General features: G+C 68.4%; 24 protein-coding genes and 1 tRNA gene. 11 read left to right on the top strand and 14 right to left on the bottom strand.

Going from position 1 to position 26471, the window contains the following annotated elements:
- Nucleotides 1-23: 23 nt before the first annotated feature.
- Both PcP3B5_RS09370 and PcP3B5_RS09365 read right to left on the bottom strand, forming a co-directional pair.
- Nucleotides 24-707, bottom strand: coding sequence for a DUF6901 family protein (locus PcP3B5_RS09370; protein WP_043267330.1), 684 nt, complete (start codon nucleotides 705-707; stop codon nucleotides 24-26).
- 66 nt (nucleotides 708-773) lie between these two features.
- Nucleotides 774-2675 carry an ATP-binding cassette domain-containing protein gene (locus PcP3B5_RS09365; RefSeq protein WP_061561096.1) on the bottom strand — a complete coding sequence of 634 codons (1902 nt, stop codon included), beginning with the start codon at nucleotides 2673-2675 and terminating at the stop codon, nucleotides 774-776.
- 195 nt (nucleotides 2676-2870) lie between these two features.
- Here PcP3B5_RS09365 and PcP3B5_RS09360 point away from each other — a divergent pair, with 195 nt between their 5' ends.
- A complete protein-coding gene (locus PcP3B5_RS09360) occupies nucleotides 2871-4799 on the top strand; it encodes a transglycosylase SLT domain-containing protein (RefSeq protein WP_058488911.1) in 1929 nt (642 codons plus the stop codon).
- Between the two features lie 458 nt (nucleotides 4800-5257).
- On the opposite strand, the gene PcP3B5_RS09355 is transcribed toward PcP3B5_RS09360, so the two are convergent.
- The 6 genes from PcP3B5_RS09355 to PcP3B5_RS09330 form a co-directional block, all read right to left on the bottom strand.
- Nucleotides 5258-6067 (bottom strand): MOSC domain-containing protein, encoded by an 810-nt coding sequence (locus tag PcP3B5_RS09355; RefSeq protein WP_061561095.1) that lies wholly within the window; start codon nucleotides 6065-6067, stop codon nucleotides 5258-5260.
- A 424-nt stretch (nucleotides 6068-6491) separates the two neighbouring features.
- A complete protein-coding gene (locus PcP3B5_RS09350; protein ID WP_058490681.1) occupies nucleotides 6492-7421 on the bottom strand; it encodes a chemotaxis protein CheV in 930 nt (309 codons plus the stop codon).
- A 117-nt stretch (nucleotides 7422-7538) separates the two neighbouring features.
- Complete coding sequence (yegS, locus tag PcP3B5_RS09345; protein WP_061561094.1) at nucleotides 7539-8432, bottom strand: lipid kinase YegS; 894 nt, start codon at nucleotides 8430-8432, stop codon at nucleotides 7539-7541.
- Between the two features lie 59 nt (nucleotides 8433-8491).
- A complete protein-coding gene (locus PcP3B5_RS09340) occupies nucleotides 8492-10051 on the bottom strand; it encodes an FGGY-family carbohydrate kinase (protein ID WP_061561093.1) in 1560 nt (519 codons plus the stop codon).
- A 97-nt stretch (nucleotides 10052-10148) separates the two neighbouring features.
- Entirely contained in the window at nucleotides 10149-11726 is a 1578-nt protein-coding gene (locus tag PcP3B5_RS09335; protein ID WP_061561092.1) for a glycerol-3-phosphate dehydrogenase/oxidase, read from the bottom strand.
- A 4-nt stretch (nucleotides 11727-11730) separates the two neighbouring features.
- Nucleotides 11731-13326, bottom strand: a complete 1596-nt coding sequence (locus PcP3B5_RS09330; protein WP_061561091.1) for an FAD-binding oxidoreductase — start codon at nucleotides 13324-13326, stop codon at nucleotides 11731-11733.
- A gap of 124 nt (nucleotides 13327-13450) precedes the next feature.
- On the opposite strand from PcP3B5_RS09330, the gene gliR reads away from it, so the two are divergent.
- Nucleotides 13451-14479, top strand: a complete 1029-nt coding sequence (gliR, locus tag PcP3B5_RS09325) for an AraC family transcriptional regulator GliR (protein WP_061561090.1) — start codon at nucleotides 13451-13453, stop codon at nucleotides 14477-14479.
- A 266-nt stretch (nucleotides 14480-14745) separates the two neighbouring features.
- Here gliR and PcP3B5_RS09320 read toward each other — a convergent pair whose 3' ends face one another.
- Together PcP3B5_RS09320 and moaB are read right to left on the bottom strand one after the other, a co-directional pair.
- Nucleotides 14746-15960 (bottom strand): molybdopterin molybdotransferase MoeA, encoded by a 1215-nt coding sequence (locus PcP3B5_RS09320; RefSeq protein ID WP_061561089.1) that lies wholly within the window; start codon nucleotides 15958-15960, stop codon nucleotides 14746-14748.
- Nucleotides 15957-16496, bottom strand: coding sequence for a molybdenum cofactor biosynthesis protein B (gene moaB / locus PcP3B5_RS09315; RefSeq protein ID WP_009621330.1), 540 nt, complete (start codon nucleotides 16494-16496; stop codon nucleotides 15957-15959). The genes PcP3B5_RS09320 and moaB overlap by 4 nt, the downstream gene beginning before the upstream one ends.
- A 69-nt stretch (nucleotides 16497-16565) precedes the next feature.
- Between moaB and mobA the strand changes: the two genes are divergently transcribed.
- The 3 genes from mobA (at nucleotide 16566) to PcP3B5_RS09300 (ending at nucleotide 17699) form a co-directional block, all read left to right on the top strand.
- A complete protein-coding gene (gene mobA / locus PcP3B5_RS09310; protein WP_009621328.1) occupies nucleotides 16566-17153 on the top strand; it encodes a molybdenum cofactor guanylyltransferase MobA in 588 nt (195 codons plus the stop codon).
- Nucleotides 17154-17254: 101 nt separating this feature from the next.
- Complete coding sequence (locus PcP3B5_RS09305; protein WP_009621327.1) at nucleotides 17255-17476, top strand: YgdI/YgdR family lipoprotein; 222 nt, start codon at nucleotides 17255-17257, stop codon at nucleotides 17474-17476.
- A 146-nt stretch (nucleotides 17477-17622) separates the two neighbouring features.
- Nucleotides 17623-17699 (top strand) — tRNA-Pro (locus tag PcP3B5_RS09300).
- Nucleotides 17700-17904: 205 nt separating this feature from the next.
- Here the strand turns inward: PcP3B5_RS09300 and PcP3B5_RS09295 are convergent.
- The 3 genes from PcP3B5_RS09295 to PcP3B5_RS09285 all read right to left on the bottom strand — a co-directional run bounded on the left by PcP3B5_RS09295 (nucleotide 17905) and on the right by PcP3B5_RS09285 (nucleotide 19681).
- Nucleotides 17905-18780, bottom strand: a complete 876-nt coding sequence (locus PcP3B5_RS09295; protein WP_061561088.1) for an NAD(P)-dependent oxidoreductase — start codon at nucleotides 18778-18780, stop codon at nucleotides 17905-17907.
- A gap of 80 nt (nucleotides 18781-18860) precedes the next feature.
- Nucleotides 18861-19100 carry a glutaredoxin family protein gene (locus PcP3B5_RS09290; protein ID WP_009621323.1) on the bottom strand — a complete coding sequence of 80 codons (240 nt, stop codon included), beginning with the start codon at nucleotides 19098-19100 and terminating at the stop codon, nucleotides 18861-18863.
- A gap of 14 nt (nucleotides 19101-19114) precedes the next feature.
- The gene (locus tag PcP3B5_RS09285; RefSeq protein WP_061563229.1) at nucleotides 19115-19681 is read right to left on the bottom strand and encodes a TetR/AcrR family transcriptional regulator; all 567 of its coding nucleotides are present in this window, start codon (nucleotides 19679-19681) and stop codon (nucleotides 19115-19117) included.
- 154 nt (nucleotides 19682-19835) lie between these two features.
- Here PcP3B5_RS09285 and PcP3B5_RS09280 point away from each other — a divergent pair, with 154 nt between their 5' ends.
- From PcP3B5_RS09280 to PcP3B5_RS09270, 3 genes are all read left to right on the top strand, one after another.
- Entirely contained in the window at nucleotides 19836-20432 is a 597-nt protein-coding gene (locus PcP3B5_RS09280) for a glutathione S-transferase family protein (RefSeq protein WP_043319065.1), read from the top strand.
- A 22-nt stretch (nucleotides 20433-20454) separates the two neighbouring features.
- The gene (locus PcP3B5_RS09275) at nucleotides 20455-21321 is read left to right on the top strand and encodes an MBL fold metallo-hydrolase (RefSeq protein WP_145923868.1); all 867 of its coding nucleotides are present in this window, start codon (nucleotides 20455-20457) and stop codon (nucleotides 21319-21321) included.
- Between the two features lie 197 nt (nucleotides 21322-21518).
- Entirely contained in the window at nucleotides 21519-22802 is a 1284-nt protein-coding gene (locus PcP3B5_RS09270) for an OprD family porin (protein WP_061561086.1), read from the top strand.
- Between the two features lie 959 nt (nucleotides 22803-23761).
- Here the strand turns inward: PcP3B5_RS09270 and PcP3B5_RS09265 are convergent.
- Nucleotides 23762-24970: an ammonium transporter gene (locus tag PcP3B5_RS09265; protein WP_061561085.1), complete on the bottom strand. Its 1209-nt coding sequence runs from the start codon at nucleotides 24968-24970 to the stop codon at nucleotides 23762-23764.
- A 428-nt stretch (nucleotides 24971-25398) separates the two neighbouring features.
- On the opposite strand from PcP3B5_RS09265, the gene PcP3B5_RS09260 reads away from it, so the two are divergent.
- Genes PcP3B5_RS09260 through PcP3B5_RS09250 form a run of 3 tightly spaced genes read left to right on the top strand, consistent with a single transcriptional unit; the run spans nucleotide 25399 to nucleotide 26450 of the window.
- Entirely contained in the window at nucleotides 25399-25716 is a 318-nt protein-coding gene (locus PcP3B5_RS09260) for an ElaB/YgaM/YqjD family protein (protein WP_009621315.1), read from the top strand.
- A 3-nt stretch (nucleotides 25717-25719) separates the two neighbouring features.
- A complete protein-coding gene (locus PcP3B5_RS09255; protein WP_009621313.1) occupies nucleotides 25720-26103 on the top strand; it encodes a phage holin family protein in 384 nt (127 codons plus the stop codon).
- The gene (locus tag PcP3B5_RS09250; protein ID WP_043319073.1) at nucleotides 26100-26450 is read left to right on the top strand and encodes a hypothetical protein; all 351 of its coding nucleotides are present in this window, start codon (nucleotides 26100-26102) and stop codon (nucleotides 26448-26450) included. The genes PcP3B5_RS09255 and PcP3B5_RS09250 overlap by 4 nt, the downstream gene beginning before the upstream one ends.
- The last annotated feature ends 21 nt before the right edge of the window (nucleotides 26451-26471 follow it).

Raw genomic sequence — 26471 nt, 5'->3', positions numbered from 1 at the left:
CCTGCCGCGGCGGGCGCCCGGTTTCAGAACACCTCTCCCCCGCTCATCAGGACCGGGCGAACCTTCTGCAACTGCGCCTCCAGCGAATAGCTCATGCTCGAGGACATGGAGAAGAAGCTGAGGAAGGCCTTGAGGTTGGAGTCGCCCACGCAACTGTCGTGGATGCGCTGCCAGAACGCCTGGTTGACCAGCTGCAGCTGCTGGTACAGGCGCACCAGCCCCTTCAGTTCCCAGTCGGCGTGGCGCCCCTCGCGGTAGTTGAAGTACTGGCGCATCAGGTATAGCGACACCGCGCGGGTGATGAACTCCTGGTTGCTGGCGAACGGCAGGTGCTGCTGGGCCATGGGCTTGAGCCGCCCCAGCAGCGGGCAGGCGCTGGTGGCCATGATCACCCCCAGCAGCGCCCGCAGGCCTTCCTCCAGGCCGACCTGCTTGCGGTACTCGCGTTCGGGGGTGCGCACCAGCACGTCCACCTTCTTCAGCGCCGGCAGGCCGCGGAAATCCTCGATCACCCGGTGCAGGTCCACCGCCGCCGGGCAATGCCTGTGCTGCTCGCGGGACAGCGGGCAGTTGCTGCACTGGTTGTGCTCCAGGCGCGTCCACGCCGGCGCCCCGACGGCCTGCTCGCCATCGAAGCGGCGTTCCAGTTCGATGCGGTAGCTGAAGCCCTGTTCGTCATCCAGATTGATGCGGTACTCGATCGCCATGCCCTTCCCCAACTCGCCGATCGCCGCCGCAGCGGCAGCCCCCGGGCACCTTCCCGACGGGGCGGGTCATTCTTCCAGTTCGGCCCAGCGCTCGATCAGCCGGTCCAGCTCGGCCTGCAGGCTGTCCAGACGCTCCAGCACCACGCGGGTCTCCTCCGCCGGGCGCTGGTAGAAGCTGGGCGCCGAGATTTCTTCCTGCACGCCGGCCAGTTCGGCCTCCAGGGCGTCGATCTGCCCGGGAATGGCCTCCAGTTCGCGCTGCAGCTTGTAGCTGAGCTTCTTCTTCGCCGCCTCCGGCGCCGCGGCCGGTGCCGCAGCTGCCTGCGGGGCCGGCTCGGGTTTCGCCGCCTTCTCCTCGCCCACGCCCAGCAGGCGCGGCGAACCGCCCTGGCGCAGCCAGTCCTGGTAGCCGCCGACGAACTCGCGCACGCGGCCCTCGCCTTCGAACACCAGGGTGCTGGTCACCACGTTGTCGAGGAAAGCGCGGTCGTGGCTGACCATCAGCACGGTGCCGTCGAAGCCCAGCAGCACCTCTTCCAGCAGCTCCAGGGTTTCCACGTCCAGGTCGTTGGTCGGTTCGTCCAGCACCAGCAGGTTGGCCGGCTTGCTGAACAGCTTGGCCAGCAACAGCCGTGCCCGTTCGCCGCCGGACAGCGCCTTGACCGGCGTGCGGGCGCGCTGCGGGGAGAACAGGAAGTCGCCCAGGTAGCTCAGCACGTGGCGATTCTGGCCGTTGATGGTGATGAATTCGCGGCCTTCGGCGATGTTGTCGATGACGGTCTTTTCCGGCTCCAGCTGGTGACGCAACTGGTCGAAATAGGCCACTTCCAGGCGCGTGCCTTCCTTGATGCTGCCGGAAGTCGGCTGCAGGTCGCCCAGCAGCAGCTTGAGCAGGGTGGTCTTGCCGGTGCCGTTGGCGCCCAGCAGGCCGATGCGGTCGCCGCGCTGCAGCACCAGGGAGAAATCGCGGATCAGCGGCTCGCCGCCAGGGTGGGCGAAACCGACCTTCTCGGCGACTATCACCTGCTTGCCGGACTTCTCCGCCGTCTCCATCTGGAAGCTGGCCTTGCCGGTGCGCTCGCGGCGCTCGGCGCGCTCGTTGCGCATGGCCTTGAGCGCGCGCACGCGGCCCTCGTTGCGGGTGCGCCGGGCCTTGATGCCCTGGCGGATCCACACTTCCTCCTGGGCCAGGCGCTTGTCGAACAGCGCGTTGGCAGCCTCTTCCGCCGCCAGTTGCTGCTCCTTGTGCACCAGGAAGCTGGCGTAGTCGCCCTTCCAGTCGATCAGGTGGCCGCGGTCCAGTTCGAGGATTCGGTTGGCCACGGCCTGCAGGAAGGCGCGGTCGTGGGTGATGAACAGCACCGCGCCGGGGAAGCCGGACAGCGCCTCTTCCAGCCAGGCGATGGCGCCGATGTCCAGGTGGTTGGTCGGCTCGTCCAGCAGCAGCAGATCCGGCTCGGCGACCAGCGCCTGGGCCAGCAGCACGCGGCGGCGCCAGCCACCGGAAAGCTCGGCGAGGGTCTTGTCGGCCGGCAGTTGCAGGCGCGTCAGGGTGGTTTCCACCAGTTGCTGCAGGCGCCAGCCGTCGCGGGCCTCCAGGGCCTGCTGGACGCGCGCCAACTGGGTCAGGTCGTCCTCGCCCTGGATGTGCAGGCTCAGGTGGTGGTAGCGGCTGAGCAGCTCGCCGACCTCGGCCAGGCCCTCGGCGACCACATCGTAGACCGTGCGCTCGTCGGCCACCGGCAGCTCCTGCGGCAGCTCGCCGATCTTCAGCGCCGGGGCGCGCCAGATGTCGCCGTCGTCGGGCATCTGCTCGCCCTTGACCAGCTTGAGCATGCTCGACTTGCCGGTGCCGTTGCGACCGATGATGCAGACCCGCTCGCCCTTCTCGATCTGCCAGGACACCTTGTCCAGGAGCGGCGTGGTGCCAAAGGCGAGGGATACATCGGTGAACTTCAGCAGGGTCATGGGGCATCTCCGGAAACTGGGGCCGCAGTGTAAGGGAAACTCGAAAAAAGTCAGAGCCTTGCAGGAGCGCCGCGGCTGTCATCTTTTGTGCCCGACGGTACCGCCGCAACGCTTCCGCCATCGCGTCGCAACAGGCTAAGCTTGTGCCTATCGGCGCCGGCCAGACCGCGCCACGAATCACTTTGCGGAAGAGTCATGCGCGGTCGCCTTTCACTATTGTTCTCCTGCCTGATCCTCACCCTGACCAGCGCCGCGCCGGCGCACGCTGCCCCGCTGCAGCAACAGCGGCAGATGTACGACGAGGCCAAGGCCGCCCTGGCGCGCAACGACAACGGCCCCTACCTGCGCTACCGCCAGGCCCTGGCGGATTATCCGCTGGAACCCTACCTGGGCTACGACGACCTGACCAACCGTCTGAAAAGCGCCAGCGACGCCGAGATCGAAGGCTTCCTCACCGAACACGGCGACCTGCCGCAGATCAACTGGCTGAAGCTGCGCTGGCTGCGCCAGCTGGCCGACCGCCAGGACTGGAAGACCTTCCTCAACTACTACGACCCGAAGATGAACTTCACCGAGCTGGACTGCCTGTACGGCCAGTACCAGCTCACCCACGGGCAGAAAGCCGCCGGCTACGAGACCGCGCAGAAGCTGTGGCTGGTGGGCAAATCGCAACCCGACGCCTGCGACACCCTGTTCGACCTCTGGCAGACCGACGGCCAACTCACCGAAGACATGGTCTGGAGGCGCCTGAAGCTGGCGGCCGAGAAAGGCAACTACGGCCTGGCCACCACCCTCGCCAAGCGCCTGCCGACCCTCGGCAGCCTCGGCGAGCTGATGGTCAAGGTGGCGCAGAACCCCGCCCAGCTGAGCCAGACCGAACGCTTCAGCCTGCGCACCCACGCCATGGCCGACGTGGTCGGCCTGGGCCTGCGGCGCCTGGCCAAGCAGGACCCGGAACGCGCCCTGGGCCTGCTCGATGGCTACGAGAGCAGCCTGCCGTTCACCGGCGAGGAGAAGGTCAACATCGCCCGGCAGATCGGCCTGGGCCTGGCGCGCCGCTACGACCCGCGCGCCCTGCCGCTGATGACCCGCTACGATCCCGAGCTGCGCGACAACACCGTCAGCGAATGGCGCCTGCGCCTGCTGATGCGCCTGGGCCGCTGGGAAGACGCCTACCAGTTGACGCGCCAGCTGCCCAAGGACCTCGCCGAGACCAACCGCTGGCGCTACTGGCAGGCGCGCACCCTGCAACTGGCCCAGCCGCAGAACCCGCAGGCCATGGCGCTGTACCAGCCGCTGGCGCGCGAGCGCGACTTCTACGGCTTCCTCGCCGCCGACCGGATCAACGCGCCCTACCAGTTGAACAACCGCCCGGTGAGCATCAGCCCGCAGGTGATGCAGCGTGTGCGCAACGCCGCCAGCACCCGTCGCGCCCTGGAGTTCTACGCCCGCGGCGACGTGATCAGCGCTCGCCGCGAGTGGTACTACGCCGCGCGGGTGTTCAACCGCGACGAACTGCTGGCCCAGGCCCGCATGGCCTACGACATGCAGTGGTACTTCCCGGCCATCCGCGCCATCAGCCAGGCGCAGTACTGGGACGACCTCGACATCCGCTTCCCGGTGGCGCACCGCGACAGCCTGCTGCGCGAAGCGCGCAACCGCGACCTGCACCCCAGCTGGGTGTTCGCCATCACCCGCCAGGAAAGCGCCTTCATGTCCGATGCGCGCTCCGGAGTCGGCGCCACCGGCCTGATGCAACTGATGCCGGCCACCGCCAAGGAAACCTCGAAAAAGTTCGGCATTCCCCTGGCCGGGCCGCAGCAGCTGATAGTGCCGGACCTCAACATCCGCCTCGGCGCCGCCTACCTCAGCCAGGTGCAGGGCCAGTTCAACGGCAACCGCGTGCTCGCCACCGCCGCCTACAACGCCGGCCCCGGCCGCGTACGCCAGTGGCTGAAGGACGCCCGCCACCTGTCCTTCGACGTCTGGGTGGAGAGCATCCCCTTCGACGAAACCCGCCAATACGTGCAGAACGTGCTGTCCTACGCGGTCATCTACGGCCAGAAGATCGGCGTGCCGCAGCCGCTGGTGGACTGGCACGAGCGCTTCTTCGACGAGCTTTGATCGCCCCTCCCGCACGCTTGGCGTAGGGCGGATAACCGTTCGCGGTTATCCGCCGCCTGACCTTCGCATCCGCGCACTTCTAGCGCGGGCCGGAGCGCCTTCCAGAATCGTGGCGATGGGTATCGCTTCGCTCCACCCATCCTAGGGTTGTGTCTACCGAAGAATGTAGGAGCAACTGTCTTGCCGGCCGCGCCGAGATGCTCTTCGTAGGATGGGTTGAGCTTGCGAAACCCATGCGGTTGCGGTGATGGGTATCGCTTCGCTCAACACCATCCTACGGGGTGGTTTGCCGGCGTGGGTAGGAGCAGACCTGGTCCGCGATAGCTGGACATTCCGGCGCAATTCGCGGATGAGATCCGCTCCTCGCCGCTCTTCTGTAGGAGCGCGCCCTGCGCGCGAAATCGCGGGCAGGGCCCGCTCCTACAGGTGCGGGCGGATGCGCATCCGCGGGAGCTGGATCACTCCAGGATTTCCACCGGCATGCCCACGCGCAGTTCGCCGCGGCCGAGGGGGAGCAGGTTCTGCCCCAGCAGCGCCTCGCCGTCCACCTGGCGGTACTTGAGCAGCGTCGCCAGGGGTTCGCGGTTGGGGTCGCGCTCGCCGGTGTGCGGGTCGATGGTGGTGAGGATGCAGCGGCCGCAGGGCTTGGCCACGCGGAATTCGACGTCGCCGATGCGGATGCGCTTCCAGCCGTCCTCGGCATAGGGCGCGCTGCCCTCCAGCACCAGGTTGGGGCGGAAGCGCAGCATCTCCAGGGGATGGCCGACGCGCGCGGCCAGGTCGTCCACCGAAGCCTGGCTCATCAGCAGCAGCGGGAAGCCATCGGCGAAATGCACCTTCTCGCCCGGCTCGGCATAGGCGGTGTCCACCTGCCGCGCGCGCTGCTCGGGAATCTCCACCAGCCGGCACGGGCGGCCGAGGAAGCGGCTCAGCCAGTCCGCCGCGGCCTCGCCGGCATCCGGCACCTGCAGGCTGTCGCGCCAGATGGTCACGCCACGCAGCGACTCGTCCACGCCGGGCACCGCCACCAGCAGGTCCTCCATGCCCGGCGCGCGCAGGCGCAGGGCCTTGCCGCCGTCCTGCCAGCGCGCCTCGATGCGGCCCAACTGCGGCAGCAGGCGCTGGGTGAGGAAGCGCCCACTGGAAGCCTCCACCGCCATCCAGCGACGGTCGCCCTGCAGGCCGAGGGCGTCCAGCCCGATGCGCTCCAGGGGCTCGAACTGCCCGGACTTGAGCGGGTAACGGTAGAGGGCGCTGAGGGTGATCATGCTGGCGGCTTCCTTGATGCGGCAAAGAAGCCGTTATACGGGGCGGGCCGGCGCCTCGCAATCGGGCATCGCGGACCTGTCGGCGCGATTCGCGGATAGGATCCGCCTACAATCCGCCGTGAGGCATGGCGCCTCCCCGTAGGAGCGATGGCCGGCGGTTCCGGCGCGATTCGCGGATGAGATCCTACGCCGCCCCACCCGCGCCATTCCAATGTAGGAGCGCGCCCTGCGCGCGAAATCGCGGGCAGGGCCCGCTCTACACGGGAGGCATGGTATTTCACCGTAGGATGGGTTGAGCGAAGCGATACCCATCACCGTGGCAGCATGGATTTCGCAGGCTCAACCCATCCTACGAAGAGCACCTCGGCGCGACCCGTAAGACAGGTTGACGCCGAACCACCCAGCCGTGCCGGGCGGTCACGGCTCAGGCCGGCAACCTCTCCAGGCGCCGGCGGATCACGTCCACCAGCAGGTCCGGCTGGAACTTGGAGAGGAAGTCGTCGCAGCCCACCTTGCGCACCATGGCATCGTTGAAGCTGCCCGACAGCGAGGTATGCAGCACCACGTAGAGCCCGGCCAGGCGCGGGTCGTTGCGGATCTCGGTGGTCAGGCGGTAGCCGTCCATCTCCGGCATCTCGGCGTCGGTGAAGACCATCAGCAGCTTCTCGTCCATGTCCTCGCCGGCGTTGGCCCAGGCCTGCAGTTGGCGCAGCGCGCGCAGGCCGTCGGTGGCCACGTGCAGCTTCAGGCCGAGCTGGCCAAGGGTGTCGCGCAGCTGGTTGACGGCGACGCTGGAGTCGTCCACCACCAGCACCTCGCGGCCGCTGGTCTGCGCCAGCAGGTCGTCGTCCAGGCGCTCGGCGGAGACGCGGGTGTTCATCGGCACGATCTCGGCCAGCACCTTCTCCACGTCGATGATTTCCACCAGGCGCTCGTCGATGCGGGTGATGGCGGTCAGGTAGTGCTGGCGCCCGGCCCCGCCGGGCGGCGGCTGCACCGCCTCCCAGTTGAGGTTGAGGATGCGCTCCACGCCACCGACCAGGAAGGCCTGCACCGAGCGGTTGTACTCGGTGACGATGATGGTGCTGCGCTCCTCGGGGCGCAGCGGGCGCATGCCGATGGCGTGGGACAGGTCGATCACCGGCAGGGTCTGGCCGCGCAGGTTGATCACCCCGCAGATCATCGGGTGGCGCTGCGGGATCAGCGTCAGGCGCGGCAGTTGCAGCACCTCCTGGACCTTGAACACGTTGATCGCGAACTGCTGCCGGCCGGCCAGGCGGAACACCAGGATCTCCAGGCGGTTCTGCCCCACCAGTCGGGTGCGTTGATCGACGCTGTCGAGAATGCCGGCCATGGGGGCTCCTGAAATCGGGATGAATAGCGTGTCGCTGTATCGGCCAGAATTCCGGCGACGAAATACTGGCGTAACGCCATCATGCCTCAGAAGCCCGTTCCGGGCCAGCCCCGGCGATCAGCCGCCGAGCAGCGGCGAGTCCGCCGGCAGATGCAGGCGCAGCGCTGCCGGACGCACCTCGAAACGCGCCCGGCTGGCCTGAAGGGGCTCGCCATCGAGGTTGATCGCCAGGCCCTCGCCGGCCTCCAGTTCGAGCCACGGCAGGCGCGCGCGGACGAACAGTTCCTGCAGTCCGCCGCCGCTGCCGAGCAGGCTGCCCAGGGCGGACAGCATGTCGCCCGGCGCCGGCAGGATGCTGACGTCGAGCAGGCCGTCGTCGGCCAGCGCCTGGGCGCACAGCGGATGCCCGCCGCCGGCCTGGCGGCCGTTGCCGATGCCCAGGGCGAGGAATTCGCCCTGCCAGTCGAAGCCCGGGCCGCGGAAGTGGCCTTCGGCCGAGTGCACCTCGGAGAAGCGGCTGATCCCGGTCAGCAGGTAGGCCGCGCCGCCCAGGGCCTTCTTCAGGTCTTCGGAGGTGTTGGCCGTGACCGTGGAACCGAAGCCGCCGGTGGCCATGTTGAGGAAGATGCGTCCCTCCACTTCGCCCAGATCGATGGGCCGCGCCGCTTCCTCCAGCAGGCCCAGCGCCGCGGCCGGCTCCAGCGGGATGCCGGCGGCGCGGGCGAAGTCGTTGGCCGTGCCCAGCGGCAGCAGCGCCAGGCTGGCCTCGGCGTCAGCGCGGTACAGCGCCTCGGCCACGGCCCGCGCGGTGCCGTCGCCGCCGCCGGCGACCAGCGTCGGGTAGCCGGCCGCCAGGGCCTCGCCGACCAGGCGCTCGGCATCGCCCTCCTCCCAGGTGACGCGCACGTCCAGCCGCCAGCCGGCCTCGCGGCGCGCCAGCACCGCCGCGCGCACCTCATCGTTGGCCGCCTGCTTGCCGTGCAGGATGAGCATCGCTTCGGGTTTCGCCATGGTCCCTCTCCCCTCCTCGAAATCCATTCACTATGGACCATCGAACCGGGGCGCGAAGTTCAGGCCGGGTAGCCGGTGATTTCGCGGATGCTCCGGTACAGCGGCTTCAGTTGCCGGTACATGCGCTGGTAGACCTCGCGGTACAGCCGCTCGTAGGTGCGCTGCGCCTGCGGGCGCGGCTGGAACACCTGGCCGACGCGGGTCATGGCGGCGATGGCGGCGGCGAAGTCCGGGAACAGCCCCAGCCCCACCGCGCAGTCGATGGCCGCGCCCAGGCCGGAGGCCTCGTAGACATGCGGGCGCTCCGCTGGCAGGCCGAAGATGTCGGCGGTCAGCTGCATGGCCGCATCGCTCTGCGAGCCGCCGCCGGCCACGCGCAGGCGCTCGATGCGGGTGCCGGAGCGCTTCTCGATGCGCTCCTTGCCCTGGCGCAGCGCATAGGCCAGGCCTTCGAGGATGGCGCGGTAGAGGTGCGCGCGGGTGTGCACGTCGCCGAAGCCGATCACCGCGCCCTTGGCTTCCAGGCCGGGTTCGCGGATGCCCGGCGTCCAGTAGGGTTGCAGCATCAGGCCCATGGAGCCGGGCGGCACCTGCTCGACCAGTTCGTCGAACAGTTTCTCCGGCTCCACACCCAGCTCGGCGGCGCGCTGCATCTCGCGCAGGCCGAACTCGCGCTTGAACCAGCTGACCATCCAGAAGCCGCGGTAGATCATGACTTCGGTGTTGAAGTGATCGGGAATCGCCGCCGGGTACGGCGGGATCAGCGGGATGGTTTCCAGGTAGCGCGCACGGGTGGTGTTGATGGTCGCGGTGGTGCCGTAGGACAGGCAGGCCACGCTGGGTTCGATGGCCCCGGCGCCGAGCACCTCGCAGGCCTTGTCGGCGCCGGCGGCGATCAGCGGCAGGCCCTCGGGGATGCCGGTGTGGCGGCTGGCCTCGGCGCTGATCGCGCCGAGCTTCGCGCCGGGCTTGAACAGCTCCGGCAACTGCTCCTGGCGCACCTTCACCGCCTGCCATTTCCAGTCCCGCGGGGCAGCCCACTTCAGGCGTTTGTAGTCGAACGGCAGGTAGGCCACGCTGCACGCCAGGGAGTCGACGAAGCGCCCGCACAGGCGATGGGTGAGGAAGCCGGACAACAGCAGCACCTTGTGCGTGGCCGCGTGCAACTCCGGCTGCTGCTGAGCGACCCAGTTGACCTCGGCCTGGCTGCGGAAGTAATCCACCGCGCCTTCGGCACCGGCCAGCTTGAACAGCCAGCCCCAGGGCCCCTCGATGCGGCCCTCGACCTCGGCGCGGCGCTGGTCCAGCCAGAGGATCGCCGGACGCAGCGGCTTGCCCTGCCCATCGACGTGGATCACGGTGCCGCGCTGGGTGGTCAGCGACACGCCGCGGATCAGGCTGCGGTCGATGCCGCTCTGCGCCCAGAGCAACTGGCAGGCCTCGCCGAGCTTGGCCCAGTAATACTCCGGGTCCTGCTCGGCCCAGCCGGGCTGGCTGGAATAGTAGGCCTCCAGCTCGACCTTGCCCTTGCCCACCAGGTTGCCGGCGAGGTCGAAGAGCAGCGCGCGCACGCTCTGGGTGCCGTTGTCGATGGCCAGCAGGTAGCTCTGTTCGCTCAAGGTGCGATCCTTCTCGTCAGGGGGCCTTGCCGGTGATAGGTATCGCCGCGCCGATGGCACGGGCTCCACGTAGGATGGGTTGAGCCTGCGATACCCATCACTCTCCCCCCGGCAAGCTATAACAGCGCCGCCAAAGCTCCAGGTAGGCGCGTTCTTCTTCGTTCCAGCGCCCATCGTCCCAGCCCAGGCGCGCCTGGCACAGCGCGCGGATGGCCGGCAGTTCGGCGGCGCCGCCGTTCTCCAGCAGCAGGCCCAGGCGCGTGCGGCGCAGCAGCAGGTCGTCCAGGTGCAGCACCAGCTCGCCTTCGGCGGCCCAGGCCAGTTCGACCCACAGGCAGTCGCTGTCGCCCACTCGCCCGTTGCCGATTTCCGCCAGCAACCTCGCCAGGTGCGGCAGGTTGCGCCCGTGGCGGCCGGCCAGGCGCCGCCGCTGCTGCGGGCCCAGGCCGGGCAGGTCGACCTCGGGCACTGCGGCAAAAATTGCTGAGCCGCTATCCTCCAGCGTCTTGCCGAGCATGGGCGCGCAGGCCTGCAGCACTTCCAGGGCCAGCAGGCGGAAGGTGGTCAGCTTGCCGCCGGCCAGGGTCACGCAGCCGGGCTCCTGCCACAGGGCGTGCTCGCGCTTTTCGTCCGAGGGTTTCTTCTGCGCCGCGCCGCTGCTGACCACCGGACGCACGCCGGCCCAGGTCGAACGGATATCGGCCCGGCCGATGCACGCGGCGGGGAACTGCTGCGCGCAGGCGGCCAGCAGGTAGTCGACTTCCTCCTCGCTGATGCAGGCATCGCTGTCCAGGCCGTCGCCATGGTCCAGGTCGGTGGTGCCGACCACGCTGGCGCCTTCCCAGGGAAAGACGAACACCGGGCGCCGGTCCGCCGCGTGCATGAAGCTGAAGGCGTGGGCCACCGGCAGGCGCCAGGCCGGCAGCAGCAGGTGGCTGCCACGCAGGGGGCGGATGTGCTCGTCGCCTTCCCTGCGGCGCAGGCCATCGGCCCAGGCGCCGGTGGCCAGGGCCACCACGCCGGCGCGCAAGGCGAAGCGCTCGCCGCTTTCCCGGTCCTCGGCCAGCAGGCCGGTCACCCGGCCGCCTTCCCGGCTCAGTTCCAGCACGCGCAGGCTGTTGAGCGCCTCGCCGCCGTCGGCGCGGGCCTCGTCCAGCACGCGCATGACCAGGCGGGCGTCGTCCACCACCGCATCGGCGAAGCGCGTGCCGCCCAGCAGGCCGTCCTCCTTCAGCCCCGGCGCCAGGTAGCGCAGTTGCTGCAGCGGGTAGTAGAGGTGGTTGCGCTTGCCGGCCAGGGCGTCGTACACGGCCAGCAGGCCGCCGAACACCTTCGGCCCGGGGAAGCCGCCGCGGTAGTGCGGCATGATGAAGCTCAACGGCTCCACCAGCCCCGACGCCTCGCCGAGCAGGCGCTGGCGCTCGCGCACCGAGTCGCGGGTCAGGCCGAACTGGCCCTTGGCGATGTAGCGCAGGCCGCCGTGGACCATCTTCGAGGAACGGCTGGAGGTGCCCCAGGCGAAGTCGCGCTGCTCCAGCAGCAGGCAGCGCCAGCCGCGCCGCGCGGCCTCGCGGAGGATACCGGCGCCGGTGATGCCGCCGCCGACCACGATCAGGTCCCAGTCGCGCCCGGCCAGTTCGGCCAGCGCCTGCCGACGCCAGGCGGCGTTCCACATGGCGTCAGTCCTGCAGCAGGGTGCCGGGGTTGAGCCGGCCCGCGGGGTCGAAATGGCCGGCCAGGGCGCGCAGGGTGGCCATGCCCAGTTCGCCCTTCTCCAGCGCCAGGTACGGCGCGTGGTCGCGGCCCACGCCGTGCTGGTGGCTGATGGTGCCGCGGTTCTCGACAATCGTCCGGCTGGCGGCCTGCTTGAGCCGGCGCCAGCGCTCATGGGTGGCGGCATAGCTGGGCGCGGGGCGGAACACGTAGGTGGTGTAGATGCTGGAGCCTTCGCCATAGACGTGGGACAGGTGGCTGAACACGTGCACCCGCTCGCCCTCCGCCGCCAGGCCGTCGCCCAGGCTGGCCTCGATGCGCTGCATCAGGTTGTCGACGTTGCTCCAGTCGGTGGCGGTTTCCAGGGTGTCCACCACGTAGCCGGCCTGCCAGAGCGTCTCGCGCAGGTAGGGCGAGCGGAATCGGCTGGCTTCCCACTTGCGCCCCAGCAGGGTGCCGGTGAACACCCCGCCGAAGCCCTTCAGGTGGCGCCGCGCGAGCTTCAGCGAGGCGGCGTTCTGCGCGCGGCTGCCGGTGACGCCGAAGGTCAGCATGCACTTGCCCTCGCCCGCCCCGCGCCACTTCAGGTAGCGCTCCAGCCAGGCGATCTGCCCGGGATGGCCGGCCAGGGTCAGCTGGGTGCGGGTTTCCACCGCGTTGGACAGGCGCAGCATGGACAGCTGCACCCGCGCCTGGGCCAGGCTGCGGATGGCCGCCAGGCCCTGTTCCCAGGACGGCAGGAAGACCACGTAGAAGCGCTCCTGCTCGGCCAGCCGCGAGACGCGCACCTTGACCGAGGAGATGACGCCGAAGCGGCCCTCCGAGCCCAGCACCAGCTCGCGCAGGTCGGGGCCGGCGGAGGATGCCGGGAAGGTGGGGATTTCCAGCGGCCCGGCGAAGGTCTCCAGGGTGCCGCCGGCGAACAGTTGCTCGATGCGTCCGTAGCGCAGCGACTGCTGGCCGCTGGAGCGACTGGCCACCCAGCCGCCGAGGGTCGACAGCTCCCAGGACTGCGGGAAGTGGCCAAGGGTGTAGCCGCGGGCGCGCAGCTGGCTTTCCACCTGCGGGCCGTTGGCGCCGGGGCCGAAGGTGGCCACCAGGCTTTCCTCGTCCAGCTCCAGCAGGCGGTTCATGTGCGCCAGGGAAACGGTCAGCACCGGCTTGTCGGAGGCCGGCGGGTTGATGTGCCCGGCCACCGAGGTGCCACCGCCGTAGGGGATCAGCAGGCAATCGGTGCGCTCGGCGTAGCGCAGCAGTTCGCGGATCTGCTCGGCGCTCTGCGGGTAGGCCACGCCGTCGGGGAAGCGGCCGAACTCGCCCTCGCGCATGGCCAGCCAGTCCGGCAGGCTCTGGCCGCGGGCGTGCAACAGGCGGTCCATGGGTTCGCGCAGCAGCAGCGGGTGCTCGGCCAGGCGCGAGGCCGGCACCTTGGCCAGCACGGCGTCGAGGCTGGCATCGGGCAGTGCGAGGCCGGGGCCTATCTGCTCGGCGAGAAAGGTCCGGCCCGAGCCGGGCAGTTCCATCGAAGTGCTTTCCTCACCCCAGCCATTCCAGCGTCGCATGCCTGCCGTGCTCCTGTTCCGGTCGCTCGCAATGGCTGCCTATACTAGTCGGCCGCCCGGGCCTGTCACTGTCGGATCGGGCCAGCGCCAGTCGCCAATAGAGCCACCAGAACAAGAGCGCACCATGCACGCCCTCGGCTATACCTCCGTACCCGCCCTGCTCAAGTACCTGCGCCAGGCCGAGCACCTCGGCCTGGACGTCGACGCCGCCCTGCGGGCCGCCGACCTCACCCGCGCGCAGCTGGCCGACAACAGCCAGCGCCTGCCCAGCGAAGCCCACGAACGCCTGCTGGGGTATTTCTGCGAACACGCCAATGATCCGCTGTTCGGCCTGCACGCCGCGCGCTTCGTGCAGCCGGGCTCGTGGAGCGTGCTCGGCTACATCACCATGAACTGCGCCACCCTGGGCGAGGCGATGAACCGCATCATTCCCTACGAGAAGCTGGTGGGGGACATGGGCGTGAGCCGCGTCGAACCGGGCGACGGCCACGTGCGCCTGGTCTGGAACTGCCGCCACCAGGCCGCCGAGATCCGCCGCCACATGGTGGAGAACGTGCTGGCCTCGTGGCTGCTCTACGCGCGCTGGATCGCCGATTTCGAGGGCTCGCCCGAGGAAGTCCGGTTCGAGCACCCGCAGCCGGCCGGCACCGAGCTGGCCGAGTACGAGCGGCTGTTCGGCTGCCCGGTGCGCTTCGAGAAACCCTGCAGCGCCCTGTTGGTGCCGCTGCCCCTGCTGGCCTTCCCGCTGCGCCAGGCCGACGCCAACCTGCTGCGCACCCTGGAAGAACACGCCCTGGCCATGATGGCCGAACTGGACGACGACGAACCGCTGCCGCTACGGGTGAAGAACGCCCTGCGCCTGCTGATGAAGGACGGCCTGCCGCGCAAGGAGCGCGTCGCCGAGCGCTTCGACATGACCGTGCGCACCCTGCAGCGCCACCTGCAGCAGGCCGGCACCAGCTACCAGCAGATCCTCGACACCCTGCGCCAGGAGCTGGCCGAGCACTACCTGCTGCACAGCGACCTGCAGATCCAGGACATCGCCCAGTACCTGGGTTTCACCGAATCGCGCTCCTTCCACCGCAGCTTCAAGGGCTGGACCGGGGAGACGCCCGGGGAATACCGCCAGCGCCATCGGCCGGCGGCGGGGTGAGCGGTCTCTCCCGGAGCGTAGGGCGAATAACGCCTACGGCGTTATCCGCCGTTTGGCCTTGATTCCCGGCGGCTCCGGGGTTGACCTTGGCGTTGGTTGTGGCCCCGGTGTATCGGCGGATAACCGCGAACGGTTATTCGCCCTACGTCACGGTCGGGCCTGGCGTTATCCGCCGTTTGGCCTCGGTGCCCGGCGGCTCCGGGGTTGACCTTGGCGTTGGCCATGGCCTCGGTGTGTCGGCGGATAACCGCGAACGGTTATTCGCCCTACAACAGCACTTCGCTCAGGGGAATGAAGGGCACCGTCTCGCCCTCTTCCAGCGTCCGCCCCTCGCGCACTTCCACCAGGCCGTCGGCCCAGGCGGCGCTGCGCAGCACGCCGGAGCTCTGGTTCGGGTAGATCAGCGCACGGCCGTTCTCCAGCCGCGCGCGCAGGTATTCGCGGCGGTTGCCGGCGTGCTTCCAGGCGAAGCCGGCGGGCACCTCGAAGCGTAGCGGCGTCACCTCGTCCACGCCCAGGCGGCGCTGCAGGTAGGGACGCGCCAGCAGGGCGAAGGTGACCAGGGTGGAGGCCGGGTTGCCCGGCAGGCCGATCACCGGAGTCCCCTGGTAGCGGCCCACGGTCAGCGGCTTGCCCGGTTTGATCGCCAGCTTCCACAGCGCCAGCTCGCCGGCCTCGCGCAGGGCCGCGCCGAGGAAGTCGGCCTCGCCCACGGAGACGCCGCCGGTGGTCAGGATCAGGTCGGCGCCGCCCAGCGAGCCAAGCACTTCGCGGGTCTTCGCCAGGTCGTCGGGGAGGATGCCGGCATCCCGCACCTCGCAGCCGGAACGCAGCAGCCAGGCCTTCAGCAGGGCGCGGTTGCTGTTATAGATCTGCCCGGTGCGCAGCGGCTGGCCCGGCTCCACCAGCTCGTCGCCGGTGGACAGCAGCGCCACCCGCGGCTTGCGCCGCACGTTCAGCACGGCCTGGCCGAGCGAGGCGGCCAGGCCAAGCTCGATGGCGCCCAGGCGCGTGCCGGCCGGCAGCACCTGGTCGCCCTGGCGGGTCTCCTGGCCCTGCGGGCGGATGTGCTGGCCGAAGCGCAGCGCTTCGCGGAAGCGCACGCGGCCGTCCGCCAGCACCTCGACGTTTTCCTGCATCTCCACGCAATCCGCGCCATGGGGCACCGGCGCGCCGGTGAAGATGCGTGCGCAAGTGCCGGGTTGCAGCGGCTCGGGGGCGATGCCGGCGAAAATCTTCTGGCTCACCAGCAGCGGCTCGCCCTGCCAGTCGGCCAGGCGCAGCGCGTAGCCGTCCATGGCGCTGTTGTCCCAGGGCGGCAGGTCCAGGCCGGCCAGCAACGGCGCGGCCAGCACGCGGCCCTCGGCCTCGCTCAGGGGGACCTGTTCGACTTCCGAAATCGGCGCCTGCGCCGCCAGCGCCATCAGCCGCGCCAGGGCCTCCTCGACCGGCAGCAGGCCGGGCTTGTCGCAGCCGCTCATCCGCGGCTCTCGCAGGGCGCGGCCTGCTTCAGGTGCGGCACGAAGTTGCACGGGCGGTGGCGGGCGTCCAGTTGCTCGGCGAGGATGCCGTCCCAGGCGGTGCGGCAGGCGTTGGTGGAACCCGGCAGGCAGCACACCAGGGTGCCGTTGGCCAGCCCGGCCAGGGCGCGGGACTGCACGGTGGAGGTGCCGATGTCGGCCACCGAGATCTGCCGGAACAGCTCGCCGAAGCCGTCCACCAGCTTGTCCAGCAGGCAGGTGACCGCCTCCGGGGTGCTGTCGCGGCCGGTGAAGCCAGTGCCGCCGGTGACCAGCACCACCTGCACCTGCTCCTCGGCGATCCAGGCGGCGACCTGGGCGCGGATGCGATAGAGGTCGTCCTTCAGCAGCACCCGCGCGGCCAGGTTGTGCCCGGCGGCGGTGAGGCGGTCGACGAACAGTTGGCCGGAGGTGTCGGTCTCCAGCGTGCGGGTGTCGCTGACGGTGAGCACGGCGATGTTCAGCGGCACGAATTCGGGCGTGGCCAAATGGCTCATGGACGGTGTCCTTGCTTGAGAGACGGGGATGCCGGTGTTATATCACAGGCCCGTTCCGGAGACCTCGCCATGCCTGACGCCACCCTGCCGCCCTGTTCCGTCCTGCTGCTCGCCGGGGGGCGCGGCCAACGCATGGGGGGACGCGACAAGGGCCTGCTGGAATGGCGCGGGCGGCCCTTGATCAGCTACCTGCACGAACGCGTGCGCCCGCTGAGCGACGACCTGATCATCTCCTGCAACCGCAACGCCGACATCTACCGGGCCTACGCCGACCAACTGGTGCACGACGACACCCCGGACTACCCCGGCCCGCTCGCCGGCATCCGCGCCGGCCTGCAGGCCGCCCGCCACCCCTGGCTGCTGGTGCTGCCCTGCGACGCCCCGCTGTTCGACGAAGAGCTCATCGAACGCCTGCGCCAGGCCGCCGCGGCGCAACCACAGGCGCCGCACATGCTGCACGACGGCGACCATTGGGAACCGCTGTTCTGCATCCTGCCCAAGGCCCTGGCGCCGCAGCTGGAAGCCGCCTGGCAACGCGGCGAGCGCAGCCCGCGCCAGGTCCTGCTGCCCCTGGGCGCGCGTCCCGTGGCCTGCGCCAAGGGGGACCCCCGCCTGGCCAACCTGAACTCCCCCGAACTGCTGAACGGCCCGGGCTAGACAGCCGATACTCTGTCTTTCGAGAATTTACCGGGAACTTTGCCACTACTCTCCCAGTCGGAAACTCCGAACAAACTTCGATTCGTACAGGAGATATACGAATGATCAATCGCGCGCTCCCAGCTTTCCTGCTCGTCCTGGGCCTTGGCGCACTCGCTGGCTGCTCCAGCCCCAGCGTCATTACCCTGAACGACGGCCGCGAGATCCAGTCCGTCGACACGCCCAAGTACGACGACGACACCGGTTTCTATGAATTCGAACAACTGGACGGCAAACGCGTACGCGTGAACAAGGACCAGGTGCGTACCGTCAAGGATCTCTGATCCCCGACCGCCAGCACCCGGGCGCCCCGCCGGACTCAGAGTCCCGCGGGGCGTCGGCTTTTTCGGGGGGCGGAAAATATTTCTGAAAAAATTTTCGCTAACCCCTTGTGCATCAAAAGTTTTTCGGTAGAATGCGCGCCATCAAACGGAGCGTAGCGCAGCTTGGTAGCGCGTCTCGTTCGGGACGAGAAGGTCGCTGGTTCGAATCCAGTCGCTCCGACCAAATCCCGAAAAACCCGCCTTAACCGGCGGGTTTTTTATTGCCTGCGATTTTTCCCGGCAGGCATTTCCCCACCCGCGAATCACGCACTGGGCGCGCGCCTACATGCTGTCCGGGAGAGCGTAGGAGCGGATTTATCCGCGATTCCGCCGGCAAGGCCGGCGTTCATGCCATCGCGGAGGGACTCCGCTCCTACAAGTGCCTGGCTTCAGGCCTGCCCCGAACGGCGCATCGCCACCTGCGCCAGCGCCGCCCAGTCCCGTTCGCCGTCGCCCTGGGCCACCGCTTCCAGCAGGTTGTCGCGCAGCACGCTGGCGAACGGCAGCGGCACGTGACGGCTCTGCCCTGCCGCCAGGGCCAGGCTCACGTCCTTCAGGCCGAGCACCAGGCGGAACGCCGCCGGCTCATAGCGCTGCTCGGCGATCAGCGCGCCGTAGTTGCGGTACACCGGTGCGTTGAACAGAGTGCTGCCCATGATGTCCAGCAACTGCGCGGGCTCCACGCCGAAGCCCTTGGCCAGGGCCGAAGCCTCGCCCATGGCCTCGATGGCGCTGGCGATCATGAAGTTGCCGGCGATCTTCACCGCCGCCGCACTCAGGGGATCGTCGCCCAGCGGCCAGGTCTTCTGCCCCATCAGGTCCAGCAGCGGCTGCACTTCGGCGATGGCCTCGGCGGGCCCGGCGGCGAGGATGTTGAGCTTGCCAGCCGCGGCCACGTCGGTGCGGCCGAACACCGGCGCGGCGATGAAGGCGAGGTCGCGCTGGCGATGGCGCTCGGCCAGCTCGCCCACCAGGGCCACCGACAGCGTGGCCATGCTCAGGTGGATCAGCCCCGGCCGCGCCGAGTCCAGGGCACCGCTGTCGAGAAGCACCGCGCGGGTCGCGGTGTCGTCGGCGAGCATGGAAATCACCACGTCGGCATCGAAGGCCGCGAGCGGATCGGCCGCTGCCAGGCCGCCCAGGGCCAGCAATGGCTCCAGCGCCGCCGGCGAACGGTTCCACAGGTGCACCTGGTGGCCGCCGCGGATGAGGTTCGCGGCCATGCCGGCGCCCATGCCGCCAAGGCCGAGGAATCCGATTTTCATAGTGCTGTCTCCAACGAAAGGGTACGACAGCGCAAGACTGACACAGGGCAGCGCCAGACGCAGAAACGTCGGAGGAAAAATCAGCAGCGCAAGAAAGCAGCTACCTGTTCGGCGTCGAACGGCCAGTTCAGCTCCGCCCCCGTGTCGCAACGACGCAGCACCGGGATGCTGAGGCCGTAGCGCTCGACCCAGTCCTCGCGGTCGGCGATGTCGACCAGTTCCACCAGCAGGCCGTGCTCGACGAAAGGCATCAGCACCGCCTCCGCCACCTCGCACAGGTGGCAGCCCAGGGTTCCGAACAGTTGGCATTCAGGGCCCATCGTCTCCTCCCCCGTCAATGGCCGGCCTGGCGCAGCAAGGTTTCCGCCACCTCGCGCGCTTCCAGGGCCTGGTCGGCCGGACCGTGCATGTGCGCCATGACCAGCACCCCTTCCAGCAAATATTGCAGCTGCCGCGCCAGCTTGCCCGGTTCGTGCACGCCGAGGGCCTCCAGTTGGCGACGGAAGAACGCTTCGACGAAGCCCTTGTGCTCGGCGGCCTGGCGGTGGATCGGGTGCCCGCGGTCATGGAACTCGGCGGCCGCGTGGATGAAGGCGCAACCGCTGAAGCCGTCCTCGTGCAGGTAGCCGTGCAGGTTGTCGAAGACCGCCAGGATGGCCTCGCGCGGCGCCCGCCGCGGCGCATCGCCGAAACGCCGCAAGGTGCGCGCATGGCGTTCCTCCAGGGCGGCCATGATCAGCTCGTCCTTGGACTTGAAGTGCTTGTACAGGGTCATCTTGGCCACCCCGGACTCGGCCAGGATGCGGTCGATGCCCGTGGCGTGGTAGCCCTCGCGGTAGAACAGCTCGAGGGCGGTATTGAGCAACTGCTCGCGCTTGCTGGAAGCCTTGCTGGACGTCATGGGCACCTCCTGGGCGGCCATTATGCGCGAGGCGTCGGCGCTCTTGAACCGGCGGGCACGGGATGACCGTATTTCGAGCTTGAACTATACAGACTTGTCTGTCTAATATTTGCCGGAGCCGTTCCCCACAACAACACCCAGCAGGAACACCGCCATGAAACTGCACGACATCCCGCTCTCCGGAAATGCCTACAAGGTCCGCCTGTTCCTCAGCCTGATCGGCCAGAGCGCCGAACTGGTCAACGTCGACCTGCGCAGCGGCGTGCACAAGCGCCCCGCCTTCCTCGCCATCAACCCGCGCGGCCAGGTGCCGGCCCTGGAGGACGGCGATTTCGGCCTGGGCGACTCCCAGGCCATCCTGGTCTACCTGGCGCGCCGCTATGCCGAGCCGTCCTGGTACCCGCTGGACGCCGAGCCCCAGGGGCGCATCGCCCACTGGCTGAGCTTCGCCGCCAACGAGATCCAGCACGGGCCGGCGCAGGCGAGGGTCATCCAGTTGTTCAAGCGCCCCGGCGACCTCGGCGCGGCCCAGGCCAAGGCGCGCCAGGCCCTGGAACTGCTCGACGGAGAACTATCGCGGCAACCCTGGCTGGCCCGTACGGCCGGGCCGAGCATCGCCGACATCGCGGTCTACCCCTACGTCGCCCTGGCCCCCGAAGGCGGCCTGGACACCACTGCCTACCCCCACGTGCAGGCCTGGCAGGAACGCATCCGCGCCCTCCCCGGCTACCTCCCCCTGCCCACGCTCTGAGCCGTCGAAAAGGATGCCGAACATGCGCCTCGCCAGATGCTTCCTCGCCCTGCTGCTGGGGTTGGCCAGCCTGCCCGGCCACGCCGACGGGCTACGCTTCGCCCTGGTGCGTACCTCCGGGCTCACCACCCTCGACGCCCTGACCCTGGCCGACGGCGACTGGACGCGAAAGGTGCGCGTCAACCACACAGCGCTGCTCATCCAGCACCATGCGGCCACGCTGCTGTTCGACACCGGCCTGGGCAGCCAGGCGCAGGCGCAGTTCGCCCAGGACATGCCCTGGTGGGACAAGCCGCTGTTCCGTTTCGGCGAGGTGCATCCGGTGCGCGAGCAACTGGCCGGCAGCGGCATCCGCATCGACCGCATCTACCTGTCCCATACCCACTGGGACCATGCCTCGGCGCTGGTGGACTTCCCCGAGGTGCCGGTGTGGGCGCCCTATGCGGAGATCGACTATGCCCACATCGCCACGCCGCCAGCGGTGTTCCCCAGCCAGTTCAGCGCGGCGACGCCCTGGCGGCCCTACGCGTTCTCGCCCACGCCCTTCCTGGCCTTCGACGAGAGCCTGGACCTGTTCGGCGACGGCAGCCTGGTACTGGTGCCGATGCCCGGCCACACGCCCGGCTCGGTCGGCCTGTTCCTCACGCTGGAGGATGGCCGCCGCTTCTTCTTCAGCGGCGATACCAGTTGGCGCCTGGAAGGCTTCACCGGCCCGCGGCAGAAGTTCTGGGTCAGCAGCCGCCTGGTGGACCGCGACCGCGGGCAGACCCTGGCGCAGTTGGCGAAGGTCCACGAAATGCTCCTGGCGCACCCGGAAATCACCGTGGTCCCGGCCCACGACGCGCAGGTACAGGACCGCCTCGGCTACTACCCGCGCTGGGTCCAGTGAAAGGCCCTCCTTTGGTGCAGGGCACAGGGGGTAGGCCAACTCCAGGCAAATCAGCGGGATAACTCGGAGAACAGCGACTAAGGTCTAAGAGTCGGAAAAAGCCTGTAATGATTTAGTAGGCAGGCTGTAACAGATCGACATGCCGGCGTAGTCCAGGCATCACCGAACTGCTCAAAGCGCTCGAGGAGACAATAACAATGAGCAAGACTCCGATCGCCCGCGCCGTGGCCATGGCCACGCTGGGTTCCACCTGCATCATCCCCGCCCTGGCTCACGCCGACTTCATCTCGGACAGCAAGGCCAGCGTCGAACTGCGCAACTTCTACTTCAACCGCGATTTCCGCACCTCCACCCCGGCCCAGCAGAGCAAGGCCGAAGAGTGGGCGCAGGGCTTCATCCTGCGCTACGAGTCCGGCTATACCGAGGGCACCATTGGCGTGGGGGTAGACGCCATCGGCATGCTCGGCCTGAAGCTGGATTCCAGCGCGGACCGCACCGGCACCGGCCTGCTGCCCAAGACCGCCAGCGGCGACGCCGCCGACGACTACAGCAAGCTGGGCATGACCGCCAAGCTGCGCTACGAGAAGAACACCCTGAAGGTCGGCACCCTGATCCCGAAACTGCCGGTCATCATGCCCAACGACAGCCGCCTGCTGCCGCAGGTGTTCCTGGGTGGCGCCTTCAACTCCACCCAGCTCGACAGCCTGACCTTCGACGCCGGCCGCCTGAACCAGACCAACCTGCGTGACTCCTCCGACTACCAGGAGATGACCATCACCGGCGGCGGCAAGAAGAACATCAGCTTCCGCACCGGCACCACCACCAACGAATTCGACTTCGCCGGCGGCACCTACGCCTGGACCAAGAACTTCAGCACCGGTTACCACTACGGCCAGCTGGAGGACTTCTACAAGCAGCACTTCCTGACCGCGACCTACGTCCTGCCGATCACCGAGGGCCAGTCGCTGAAGACCGACCTGCGCTGGGCCAAGTCCAACGACGACGGCACCAGCAATGTCGACAACAAGGCGCTCAACGCCATGTTCACCTACAGCCTGGGCTACCACGCCTTCGGCCTCGGCTACCAGAAGATGAGCGGCGACACCGGCTTCGCCTACATCAACGGCACCGATCCCTACCTGGTGAACTTCGTACAGATCAACGACTTCGCCAACAAGGACGAGAAGTCCTGGCAGGCCCGCTACGACTACAACTTCGCCGGCATCGGCATCCCCGGCCTGACCTTCATGACCCGCTACGTCAAGGGCGACAACATCGACCTGATGACCACCAGCGGTGAAGGCAAGGAATGGGAACGCGATACCGACATCGCCTACGTGTTCCAGGACGGTGCGCTCAAGGGCTTCGGCGTGAAATGGCGTAACGCGACCACTCGCAGCAACTTCAGCCGGAACTCTGTGGCCAGCAACGCTGCGGACGAGAACCGTCTGATCCTCAGCTACACCATGCCGCTCTGGTAGCGGACAGCCGCTGGGGGGCCATGCGTAGTGGCCTTCCGGCCTGGTGCCAGTGGCCTTGGTGGTAATTTGGGCCACTCATGAAAATGTCGTTTCTCTCCCTGGGGGAAACGGCATTTTCATGTGGGCTATACGAGTTTGCTCTGTGGCGCCCAACTCATCCCCGCCATTCCCGCGAACGCGGGACGCGGCTCCATCGCGAACAGCGCTTGCGCTGGCCCGAAGGGGAATAACCCAGTGGCGTGGGGGCTTGGTGTAGCGCGCCGCTCCGAGTCTGCCCGACCGTCTTGTTTCGCCCCCTCGGGCGAGTCCCTTTTGTCAAACGGTGGAAGGCCACCCCCGCAAAAAGGAACCAAAAAGGCTTGCCCCGCATACGGGCCCGATGGAGCCGGGCTACCCTCACGAACTCCCCCGCCACGGAGGCCCGAACTAGGCGTCCCCCCCCGAGCGTACGTCCCTGTAGCCCATCGGGGCTCTCGCGACATCCATGTCGCATGACCTCCTGAGCGCGGGTTTCGCTCGGCCTGCTGAAGGGGCGTTTCGGAGTGCGCGGAGGTTTCTCTGGAAGTCCAAAAGCAAGAGCGAATGCGCATTTGTTTTTTCGTAGGAGCGAGCTTGCTCGCGAACTGGCCGGTGACATCCGCGCACGAGTTCAACTCCGCCCCTCTCCCTAACCCTCGGCTGCGCGCCCCGCCCTGAAGGGAGAGGGAACCGTTGGGCAGGGCTTGATGTTATGGCGTTAGCCGGCAGCCTCGGTGATGTCCGGCTGGAGCCAATTCTTTTCTCGGCACGGACTGCCCCCTCTCCCGCTTGCGGGAGAGGGTTGGGGAGAGGGCGCTCTTGAACCCCAACACCCGGAAAACACCATATCTCCGAGCAATGGTCTTGTCCTGCGCCGAAGTGCTTTTCGTAGGAGCGGACTCACCAGCCACGCCGGATGCCCCAGATGGCGCGGACAGCATTCAATCGTGATTGATCGCTCCGATCTTGTGGATCGACAGGTCCGCGCCGTAGTACTCCTCCTCCTGGCTCAGGCGGATGCCCACCACCGCCTTGATCCCACCGTAGACCAGCAGCCCGCCGGCGAAGGCGATGACCACGCCCAGCAGGGTGCCCAGCGCCTGGCTGGCCAGGCTCACACCGCCCAAACCGCCCAGCGCCTGCTGACCGAAGATGCCACAGGCAATACCGCCCCAGGCGCCGCACAGGCCGTGCAGCGGCCACACGCCGAGTACGTCGTCGAGCCTCCAGCGCGTCTGCGCCGCGGTGAACACCCAGACGAACAGCGCGCCGGCTACAAGGCCGGTGGCCAGGGCGCCCACCGGGTGCATCAGGTCGGAACCGGCGCACACTGCTACCAGCCCGGCCAGCGGGCCGTTGTGCAGGAAGCCGGGGTCGTTGCGCCCCACCAGCAACGAGGCGATGGTGCCGCCGACCATGGCCAGCAACGAGTTCACCGCCACCAGGCCGCTGGCGTGGTCCAGGGTCTGCGCGCTCATCACGTTGAAGCCGAACCAGCCGACCACCAGGATCCAGGCGCCCAGGGCCAGGAACGGGATGTTCGACGGCGCGAAGGCCACCAGCCGGCCCTCGCGGTAGCGGCCGTTGCGCGGGCCCAGCAGCAGCACCGCGGCCAGCGCCAGCCAGCCGCCGAAGGCGTGCACCACGACGGAGCCGGCGAAGTCATGGAAAGGCGCGCCGAACTTCAGCGCCAGCCAGGCCTGCAGGCCATGGTTGCCGTTCCACGCCATGCCCTCGAAGAAGGGGTAGACGAAGGCCACGATCAGCGCCGTGGCGCACAGCTGCGGGGCGAATCTGGCGCGCTCGGCGATGCCCCCGGAAATGATCGCGGGGATGGCGGCGGCGAAAGTCAGCAGGAAGAAGAACTTGACCAGCGCGTAGCCGTTCTCCGCGCTCAGCTCGCTGGCCGGCTTGAGGAAATCCACGCCGTAGGCGATCCAGTAGCCGATGAAGAAATACGCCAGGCTGGACACGGCGAAGTCCGAAAGAATCTTCGACAGCGCGTTGACCTGGTTCTTCAGGCGCACCGTGCCGACCTCGAGGAAGGCGAAGCCGGCATGCATGGCCAGCACCATCACGGCGCCCAGCAGGATGAACAGGGTATTGGAACCGTGGATCAGGGTTTCCACGGCACTGTTGAGGTTTTCCATGAATCAGGCAGCCCCGGATCAGACCGAAAAAGCACCAAAACAGCTCATCGCCCCGGCGCGCCGCACCAGCATGAAGCGCAGACGCACCGATAAGGTCCACCCCACTGCTCCACACAGCACACGAGGATGCGCGGGGGCACCTCTGTTTTTTTGATTTTTCTTTTGTCTTTCATATGGTTAATGGATTTTCCGGCGGTCTTCGGACGTCCCTGAACGCCCCTCTCTGGGGCACTCGCACCGGATGACGCACCATGGCGTTGCAAGCGGCATACCATGCGTGAAACGGGCGAAGCGGCGCGGACTGGTCTTCAATGAACGGGCCTGGGCCCTGCTCTGCATCGCCGCTTCGCCGGCGATTTATGGGAAACTTCCCAACGCCACGGGGCTCAGAAACCAGTGAACCCCTCGCAAACACAAGGAGCCTCACAATGCCCCGCAAGAGCACTGCGAATACCACCAAGGACGAACTGCTGGCCGAGTTCCAGGCCCTGGTGGCCGATACCGAGAAACTCCTGCAGACCTCCGCAGAACTGGCCGGCGAGGAAGCCGACGCCCTGCGCGAGCAGCTGCGCTCCGGCCTGGGCCGGGCCCGCGAACGCATCGATGCGGCGCAGAGCGCCGTGCGCGACCAGGGCCGCGCCGCGGTGGACGCCACCGAGGACTACGTCGGCGAACATCCCTGGCAGGCCGTGGGCGTGGCTGCCGGCGTCGGCTTCCTGCTCGGCCTGCTGGTCGGACGGCGCTGACCGATGAGCGACGCCACGGACGCCCCGCAACACCATGGCCCTTCCGTGCGGCGCTTCGGCGCCGCACTGCTGGGCCTGCTGCATGGCCATGTCGAACTCTTCGGCCTGGAACTGCAGGAACAGAAGAGCCGCACCCTGGCGCTGCTGCTGTTCGCCGGGCTGGCGTTGCTGTTCGCCCTGCTGCTGATACTGGGCCTGTCGCTGCTGGTGCTGGTGCTGTTCTGGGACAGCGACCGGCTGGCCGCGGTGCTCGGCCTGTGCGCCTTCTATGCGCTGGGCGGCGGGCTGTGCGCCTGGCGCCTGTACCAGTTGGTGGATGACGACAGCTCGCCGTTCAGCGCCACCCTGGAAGAACTGGCCCGCGACCGGGAGCAACTGCTGCCATGAGTGAACTGCCGCAACTCTCCCCCCGCCCCTCGCGGCGGGAACTGCGCAAGGCGGTGCTGCGCCTGCGCCTGGAAGTCCAGCGCCAGCAACTGCGCCAGGAAAGCGAGAAGCTCCTGCAGCCGCTGCGCCAGGCCCGCGACCTGGGCCAGGGCGTGCGCCAGCAGTTTAGCGGCGGCGCCTCCCTGTGGGCCGCCGGCGGCGCAGCAGCCGCGGCCGCCCTGATGCTGCGTCGCAAACGCGGCCTGGTGCGTCTGCTGCGCCTGGCCGTGGTGCTGGCGCCCCTGCTGCTCAAGCTGCGGCAGACGGCGGGCAAACCGGCGAAACCGACTGCGGACCAGGGCGGCTGAGCGCCCTGGCTGCATTCTTGC

The organism is Pseudomonas citronellolis, from assembly GCF_001586155.1.
Classification (GTDB): Bacteria; Pseudomonadota; Gammaproteobacteria; order Pseudomonadales; family Pseudomonadaceae; genus Pseudomonas; species Pseudomonas citronellolis.
The sequence above is the reverse complement of the archived record's forward strand: the minus strand, read 5'-3'. Positions and strand labels throughout refer to the sequence as shown.